This is a genomic window from Haladaptatus ordinarius (assembly GCF_054177595.1).
This window is the reverse complement of sequence record NZ_JBPEHH010000148.1, coordinates 1-7,383: the sequence shown is the minus strand read 5'-3', so window position 1 is coordinate 7,383 and position 7,383 is coordinate 1. Positions and strand designations below refer to the sequence as shown.

6 protein-coding genes and 4 pseudogenes are annotated in these 7,383 nt (G+C 52.5%); 2 read left to right on the top strand and 8 right to left on the bottom strand.

The annotated features are described in order from the left end of the window. Positions 1-131: 131 nt before the first annotated feature. Positions 132-1,133 (bottom strand): Cdc6/Cdc18 family protein, encoded by a 1,002-nt coding sequence (locus ACR3FF_RS24625; protein WP_458190765.1) that lies wholly within the window; start codon positions 1,131-1,133, stop codon positions 132-134. 156 nt (positions 1,134-1,289) lie between these two features. Here ACR3FF_RS24625 and ACR3FF_RS24620 point away from each other — a divergent pair. Then, positions 1,290-1,460, top strand: a pseudogene (locus tag ACR3FF_RS24620) (TFIIB-type zinc ribbon-containing protein); the annotation flags it as partial. Between the two features lie 238 nt (positions 1,461-1,698). Here the strand turns inward: ACR3FF_RS24620 and ACR3FF_RS24615 are convergent. The 4 genes and pseudogenes from ACR3FF_RS24615 to ACR3FF_RS24600 form a co-directional block, all read right to left on the bottom strand. Next, a pseudogene (locus ACR3FF_RS24615) lies at positions 1,699-2,186 on the bottom strand (DUF8154 family protein). Continuing rightward, entirely contained in the window at positions 2,176-2,673 is a 498-nt protein-coding gene (locus tag ACR3FF_RS24610) for a nucleotidyltransferase domain-containing protein (protein WP_458190764.1), read from the bottom strand. The pseudogene ACR3FF_RS24615 and the gene ACR3FF_RS24610 overlap by 11 nt, the downstream one beginning before the upstream one ends. Continuing rightward, positions 2,595-3,320, bottom strand: a complete 726-nt coding sequence (locus tag ACR3FF_RS24605; RefSeq protein WP_458190763.1) for a proteasome assembly chaperone family protein — start codon at positions 3,318-3,320, stop codon at positions 2,595-2,597. The genes ACR3FF_RS24610 and ACR3FF_RS24605 overlap by 79 nt, the downstream gene beginning before the upstream one ends. 154 nt (positions 3,321-3,474) lie before the next feature. Next, positions 3,475-4,275: a YihY/virulence factor BrkB family protein gene (locus tag ACR3FF_RS24600; RefSeq protein WP_458190762.1), complete on the bottom strand. Its 801-nt coding sequence runs from the start codon at positions 4,273-4,275 to the stop codon at positions 3,475-3,477. A 192-nt stretch (positions 4,276-4,467) separates the two neighbouring features. Between ACR3FF_RS24600 and ACR3FF_RS27480 the strand changes: the two are divergent. Continuing rightward, positions 4,468-4,545 (top strand): annotated as a pseudogene (locus ACR3FF_RS27480) (hypothetical protein); the annotation flags it as partial. Between the two features lie 219 nt (positions 4,546-4,764). On the opposite strand, the gene ACR3FF_RS24595 reads toward ACR3FF_RS27480, so the two are convergent. The 3 genes and pseudogenes from ACR3FF_RS24595 to ACR3FF_RS24585 form a co-directional block, all read right to left on the bottom strand. Then, on the bottom strand, positions 4,765-5,394 hold the full coding sequence (locus ACR3FF_RS24595) for a universal stress protein (protein WP_458190761.1): 630 nt from the start codon (positions 5,392-5,394) through the stop codon (positions 4,765-4,767). Between the two features lie 66 nt (positions 5,395-5,460). Then, positions 5,461-5,577 (bottom strand): annotated as a pseudogene (locus ACR3FF_RS24590) (IS1595 family transposase); the annotation flags it as partial. A gap of 312 nt (positions 5,578-5,889) precedes the next feature. Next, entirely contained in the window at positions 5,890-6,870 is a 981-nt protein-coding gene (locus tag ACR3FF_RS24585; protein ID WP_458190760.1) for a DUF7983 family protein, read from the bottom strand. Positions 6,871-7,383: the final 513 nt, after the last annotated feature.

Below are 7,383 nucleotides of genomic sequence, written 5' to 3'. Positions count from 1 at the left end.
ATAACTGAGCCCGGTTCTCTTTTTTTGTCGACGGCCGAATCGATCCGTCGAACCGTGTAAGAGTATCTTCAGCCGACGTCAGGAGGATTGGTGAGGCAAAATTCTTAGACAGGCTCTTCCGAAAGAAACGATCAACGAAGCCGGTAGGTACGAGCGCGATTCTTGCCCTCGGCGATCACAAGCCGATAGTGCTCCATTTTCGCCAAATGGTTCCTGACGGTTCGATTCGTCTTTGGGTCATCAACCCGCTCCTGATACCGCTCGTACAGTTCACCCGGATCGAGTTCGCCTTGCTCATCTAAAATTTCGTAGAGGACGCGCTGATGCGGAGTGAGTTGGTCGATGGTTTTCTGTCGGACTTCCTGGCGCCCATCCGGAACCGCTTCATGGACGATATCGGTCGTGATTTGCGCCGCTTCTGCTTGATCGGCACGTCGGGCCGCGTTTCTGAGAATGCCGATGGCGACCCGTGCATCCCCTGCTGCAGCGTCGGCGATTAAGGCCAACTGCTCGTTTCCGATTGCCCCTTCCGAAAGTCCCGATCGTGCGCGAGCATGGAGGATCGAGACGAGTTCGTCGAGGTGGTACTTCTCGAACGGTATTTTAACGGACGTCTGCAGCCGGCTCGTCAAGCGACTATCGAGCTGGTTGAACAATGCTTCCTCCCGATTTGCGATGAGGATCATCGAGATGGTCCGCATCCGATACAGATCATAGAGGACGCTCTTGTCTTCGAGTTGATCGACTTCGTCTAAAATGATGACGTACTGCGGGCCGTCGTATCCCTGAAGCCGGTCAAGTAACTCGTCTTTAGGTGTCGACCGGCGATGGATATCGACTGTCTTTCCAATCCTCTCAAGAATTCGATAGAGCACTTGGAATCGGGTAAACTCCTGCCAGCAATTGACGTACTGGGTATTGATGTCGAGGACGTTCTCGCGCAGGCGATCGACGGTATACTTCGCGATACACGTCTTCCCTGCACCAGATGGCCCGAGCAAAAGCGATGTCTCACCGGGTTGGCCGTCCATAATAGGTTTGAGCGTGTTTGAGAGGGCGTTGACCTCCGGGTTGCGATGCTCGACCTCGTTCGGGATGAATTGGGGTTGCAGAACACGAGCATCGTGAATCATCGTCTGTCAGAACAATCCACTGTCCAATATCATAAATAGAAGTGGGTGGTTTCCGATTCTTCCGATACACATGAGCCGCAGTCTCGCGGGTAGTTTTTTCGCCCCTCAAAGGTGCGGGGCGTTCGAGATCGAGCGCCTCGATGAGAAATGATTTCGATGAAACTCAGCGACAGCTATCCAACGGGTTTCGACGAAGACGTACCGAGCGAACTAACTACCGGGTGTCCCGAATGCGGTGGTCTGGTTACCACCAACGTGATTAAAACGGTCTGTGAGGACTGTGGCCTCGTCATCGACGACCAACGAACCACTCACAGGCCGGAGTTCGCATGAAAGACCTCTTAGAGCAGCTTACTGGCCGGTCACACACCATTGTCATCGCTGAGTGTCGGCAGTGTGGAACCACGGTTGAGGTCGAAACGAGCGGATGTCCGGAATGCAACCACGACGGGATTGCGATTTACCGGTTTGATTGACAAAGGATCGGCACAAACTCTGAAACTCGCGTTCATAGAATATGTGATCGAAACACCCGTTTCAGAGGGTGTATACCCAGGAGAGAGTTTCAAGAGTCGCAGAGACACTCGTGCTTCTTCGAAGAGAGATTGACGACGAACGTATGCGTCTCAGAAGCGAGTTCGTCATCTTCTCGGCACGTTTTCGGGCAGCCAATCCATCCTGGTAGTACGTCTTTGCACGGTGGTTGCGCCACAAGTCTTTGAGATCCGCAGCGACAGACTCTGCTAGAATTCCTCGGGTCGCTGCTTCCCGATATACACCCGGATGCGTACCAAGGAGATCCCTGGGTTCGATACCACTTTCGAGAAGTTTGAACTCGATAACGCGCTCAATCGCAACGAATGATGCTTCAATGACGATAGTGTGAAATCCTCTGTCCAGTAGTATCTCTGCGCCAGCAAGAAGTCGACAAGACTTTCGAAGCTGGAGAATATCTGCATTCTCTGTATCGAGTCCGTCTTCAATATCGGATGGTCTGCGATCGAAGGCTGCTTGTACGTCATCGACGAGCGACTCGATTCGATTACCGCTCATCCGCGAGTACCTCCTTTTTGACTTGCTGGAACTCATTCCCGCCGTGGACGGTAATTCCCTCACGGAAGATCTCTCGGAGTTTCGTGCCAGCACGCTGTGCACTCTCAACTGATTCGACATACGATTCAAACTCATATCGATCTCCGTCGAATCGTTTCTCTCCCAGTTCAGCAGCAACCCCTGTGACGATTCGTCGAGCGACAGTTCGATCCCCCTCGACGAGGACAAAAAGATCAATGTCGCTCTTCCGATCTGCTTCTCCCCGTGCAACGCTTCCAAACACAAGGACGCCAATGATGTCCTGAACCTCATCAGTGTCACTGAGAGCATCTTGGATCCGCTGAACATACTTCCGAACCGGTTGATGATACTCTGGTTGTTCGATGGCGAGGATGGGCTCTGACTTCTCTATGTGCTCTGTATCGATGGAAACGTACTTTCGCTGTGTGGTCTCTCGGATCTGAATGATACCCAACTCAGTGAGCAACTCAAGTGCTCGCCAGACATATCAAAATCGACGAGAGGCTCAACGGCATTCTCGATCATTGCTCTCGCGGCTTCTGGATCAGGCAAATAGGGATGTGCGTCCACGATCAGGACTATCGACGGAATCCCTACTTGGTAGCAGCCGTTAATGAGCGCCCCAGTCACCCCACCAACCAGACCCACATCAGCCACAACTTCAATACCTTCATCCGAAAGGTTTGCTTCCAGGTCATCTGTTGTCGCCACTCCTCTAACTTGGCCGATCTGGGCTTCCGCCTCAGCAGGCGCACCGACCACGAAAATTGCTCGGTCAAACTCGATGCCTAACTGATGGAGCAAACAGTCGCGCAGCGGTGGAATTGAGGACTGTGGAAAGGCGAAATCACTCTGCAAGGTGAGAATCTCTGGCTCTGTGCCAGTATACACACGAACAGGATCACGGATTTGCCCATCAGCAAATGCTGCAACTTGAGGGAAGGCTTCAGATTGAATGCTTCCATGGAGATTCAGGCCAAGTTGACGGGTGATTTGGTCAACAGCGATCCCCGCGACCATGCCAAGACCAGGGAGCCCTTCGATCAGCGTCGGTGAGGTCACCTCTCTATCTGTGACGCTCTCGAAGTGTGCTGTTGGGTTGGTATTGGGCATAACGAATAGAGTATGCTGTACAGCCACAAAACCATCCTGGCTACTGCATCACTGCGTCTAGAGATATCCAGTGCGATCACGGTAGCTTTCAGGATCGTCTCGGGCCAGGGCACAAGGAGTAACTATCTCCTATGGACGGACTCCACCGTCTAGGTTAGACGGTCGACTCTGACGAGGATCCTCCGGTCGTGAGAACGACGTTGAGACAGGCACCGAGGAAGATGAGCAAGCCAATCAAGTAAAGCCAGAGGATAAAACCGATGAATGTACCAAACACCCCGTACACCGACACATTCGTGACGAATTGCGTGTAGATTCCAAATCCGAACTCAAGAACAATCCATCCGCTGGCTGTAAGGACTGTCCCTGGAAGGGCGTTTCGAACCCGATGCGGTATCGGAGGAAGGAAATAGAACAGCGGGAACAACATGAGACAGAGGAACATGAACTGTTCGAGCCAGCCTATTTCTCCGAATAGTGGTAATTGTGCCCGAAAAAATGCAGCAGGAAGTGAGACAGCGAGTTGAAATACGACCGAAATGCCTAGCGCGACTATGAGGACGACTCCGTTTCGGATTGATTTGATCGGGCTGCCTTCGAACGGGACATCGTAAATTTGTGCAAACGCGAACATCAGGCTTCGAAAGATCTTCATCCCGCTCCAAAACAGGAGAACAACACTGAGGAGTGACGCTTCTGAATGTGCCGTTGGGTAGATGAGTGCATTTCGGATGAGTTCTTGGCCATCCGAAGTGAAAATTCCGGTGAGTGCTACCTGTTGAAGTACAATCCGGGCCAGTTCTTCGCCCGCGATCGTGGAGATGACCAGAAAGATCAATAGTACCAGTGGGAGTATCGAGATGAAGGTGTAGTATGCGAAGCTAGCGGCCAAGAAACCAACCTCGTTTTCACGGACGAGCGCTATAAAATCCTGAGCGGTACTTTCTATGTCCATGCTAGTCTGATTTGACGTATTGTATCTGTGGACCAGGACGGAGTGACGTATTGACGGTACAACCGTACCTGTCGGATAGATGGTGTGGTACATCGTCATTCCCCTTAATTCTGCTAGTGGGCTGCCCATCCCTAATGAGGGGTAAACAGCAAGTGGTTCGCAAACAGACACACATCGAAAGGTTCTGCTACGGATAATCTCGGACTGTGGATCGCAATCGGAGTGGCATTTGGTGCTGCAATCGGAGCTGGATTGAGTAACCGGGAATAGAGATGTATGATTCCTGATTGAGGGGTATACCGACCTACTTAACGGTGGTTTCAGTGGGAGAGATGTTGGACTAATAGGATTTCAATAGAGCTTCGTCGCCGTATCTAATGTCTCTCTGAGCAGGTTTTCGAGTTGCATAGGACACAACCGCTACAACCTGCTCGTTTCTCAACCCGCGCTAACTAGACAGTGCCGGATTGACAATCTAAACCGTCGTTGTCATGTATCTGAGAGCTCATCTAACTGATCGTGTGCCTCAGATACCGTCTCTACCCCTTCAGCTGCGGGTTCGTTACGGAACTCGTTCTGAATGGTTGCTATCGCTTTGTCGATATTCCCAACTGCGATCGTTAATACGGGAATCGGCGTGGCTCGTACTACTCTCTCGGCCACACTGCCGAGCAAATACCGTTCATACCCCATCCGGCCGTGGGTTCCCATTACGATAAGATCGATATCATTCTCGACAGCATATGCAAGAATCTCCGCGCTCGGATTGCCCCATCGGATTGCTCGAATGACATCGAGGCCGGCGTCACGTATCCGTTCCTCAACGGCTTTCGTTGTGGCCTGACCGTCCTCTTCGAGTGTCTTTCGAACACGATCACGTGCCTCATCTGGAATTGTCAGATAGGCTCGTTCATCGACTACGTGGAGTGTATGAACGGTCGCATCACTTTGCTTTGCGAGTTCGAGTCCCTGATCAACGACTGATTCCATTTCCTGGCTTCCGTCGGTCGGAATCAGAATCGACTCGTACATGACCATTGTAACCCAGGCAACCATAAGAAAGGTTTCTATGATTTCTAGAGTGAAGGTAATCAACTGAACGAACGTCTTTGAAACCATTGTCATTTTTTAACTGGAATTAGGTGCTAAGTCCCCTTCCTCAGGGAGCAACGCAGGGAAAGGTTCCTCACAGTTCGGACAGGATCGAGCTACCCAGATGGCCTTGAGTCGCTGCTCGACGATGCCGCCGAGCGGCTCGGACCGAAATTCTATTGCTCCCAGCTTAACAAGATCCTCAAGCATTCCGCTGAATGAGGGACGATCCTTACACATACTCGTCCTTACTTTGGCGGTATGCACTAACGCTCCTGATCTACTTCCGCTACGCTACTGAAGAGCGTCCGAAGGAGACCAATCGAAATTGTTCGCGGCAACTGCCGACGATCAGCAAACGCTCGCCGGCGACACAGCAAACAGGCACTGTCTGTACGAGGAGTAACCAACAGTCGGCTGTCGTATCACAGTACCGTTGTTTACGACCGACCACTTATCTGGGGAGCGATAAAAGACAGCTATCAGCGCGTCTCTCTCCAATATCTACAGGTAGCACATGCATCATGAGTGCGTTCCAAGTTCAGTGCCGGGTGTGAATTCGGTTAATTCGTCGATCCGTTGTTCGAGTTCCGCAACCTCCTGCCGCAATTGATCGGCTTCAGGTTCGTCACTAAGCGACAACTGGTCTTTCAGGCCTTGGAGCCTAGTTTCCTTGCGTTCCTCGTCGACCTCGGCTTTCCGAACGTACGCGCTTTCACTGATGTCGTACACCGCCGATTCGGCAAGATCGGTCACTGCAAGCGCGTCGTCAACTTTCTCGCGATCAACACCCATAACGCGCTCACGAGGAATGCCAGCCTCTTCGAGGACGCGCAGAACTTCGTCATCGTCTTTCAGCGTGCGATTGCGCCGTGTTGTCCGCTGCACCGAGCCATACTGGCCGTGTACCGGTTGATCGTGGTGGAGTCGGTCAAGCAGCAATTCTCGCACGTCCTGCCGGAGGTCGCCCGCATTGCGCTGAACATCTGAACAGAGCGTATAGAGGTTGATGAGCGCTGGCGTCTCACAGGCGTCGAGTGCTGTTGGATCGTGTCGTTCGAGGGCATCAATGAGAAGCAGCATGTCAGCGTAGATGTCGAGATCTGGTTCGACACGCTCCTGATCGTCAATGGAGGGAGACGGCCTGCTCTCGATGAGCTGTGAACTTGTCGGGTCGTCAGTTGCAGTCATCGTGCCAGCCCGCTCATTACATTCGTAGCGAGGATGGAGACTCAAGACGGCGGCATAGGGTTCCGCGTCTGGGGGCAGGCGCTGAAGATCAAAGGTGCCATTGGCGTCGTCGATCCGCTCGACAAGCGTTGCAAATTGCTCGCGTTGGAGTGGTTGGGAGTCGCCAGAATCGACGAACTCGATGATGATACGATGTTCTTGGGTGTCAGTGATTCGGAATTGGGTGTCCGTGAGCGGTGTGACGAGGGTTGCACTCTCGGAGAGGGCGTCGCATTCGTCGAGCAGCGTGTGCCAGCTCGCGGTGAATGGCATAACCGAATCTAGGCGTGCGCTACAATAAAATCACGGACGCAGACACGACCGAAGGGATGAAAGAAAAACAATTCCGGTCGAAATATCACTCCAGTGCGTACGTTTGCAGAAAGGCGACGTGCGCTAAGGCGATCTATTTCGTTTTAAAAGACTGCGCGACAGCACAGTCCCGAGGCAGTTTACCGGTATCGAACTAGGAATTCGATCAACGCAGCTGAGATGGTCACTCTCGTCCGGATCGGAATCGCGTCCGTTTCTGTCCGCCGTGTTAGAGATCTCACTGGTACCCACGTCGAAACAGGATTACGAGACGTCGAACGTCGCAATTTCTGTCGACCCACAGGTCGGGCACCACTGCTCGGCGGCCATGAGTGTCGTTCCACAATGCCTGCACTCCATTCGTATTCGGTTAAGAGGCTAAATCGCAAGCCGACGGCTACCTGAACTCGTAGAGCGAAGGGGAGGTTGTATGAGACTCTCCCCGGATGCAATTACATCGCTGCTGACTTCGCT

Coding starts and splice junctions, on each gene's coding strand:
- ACR3FF_RS24625 (WP_458190765.1), bottom strand. CDS start 1,133: ATGATTCACGATGCTCGTGTTCTGCAACCCCAATTCATCCCGAACGAG.
- ACR3FF_RS24605 (WP_458190763.1), bottom strand. CDS start 3,320: ATGCCCAATACCAACCCAACAGCACACTTCGAGAGCGTCACAGATAGA.
- ACR3FF_RS24600 (WP_458190762.1), bottom strand. CDS start 4,275: ATGGACATAGAAAGTACCGCTCAGGATTTTATAGCGCTCGTCCGTGAA.
- ACR3FF_RS24595 (WP_458190761.1), bottom strand. CDS start 5,394: ATGGTTTCAAAGACGTTCGTTCAGTTGATTACCTTCACTCTAGAAATC.
- ACR3FF_RS24585 (WP_458190760.1), bottom strand. CDS start 6,870: ATGCCATTCACCGCGAGCTGGCACACGCTGCTCGACGAATGCGACGCC.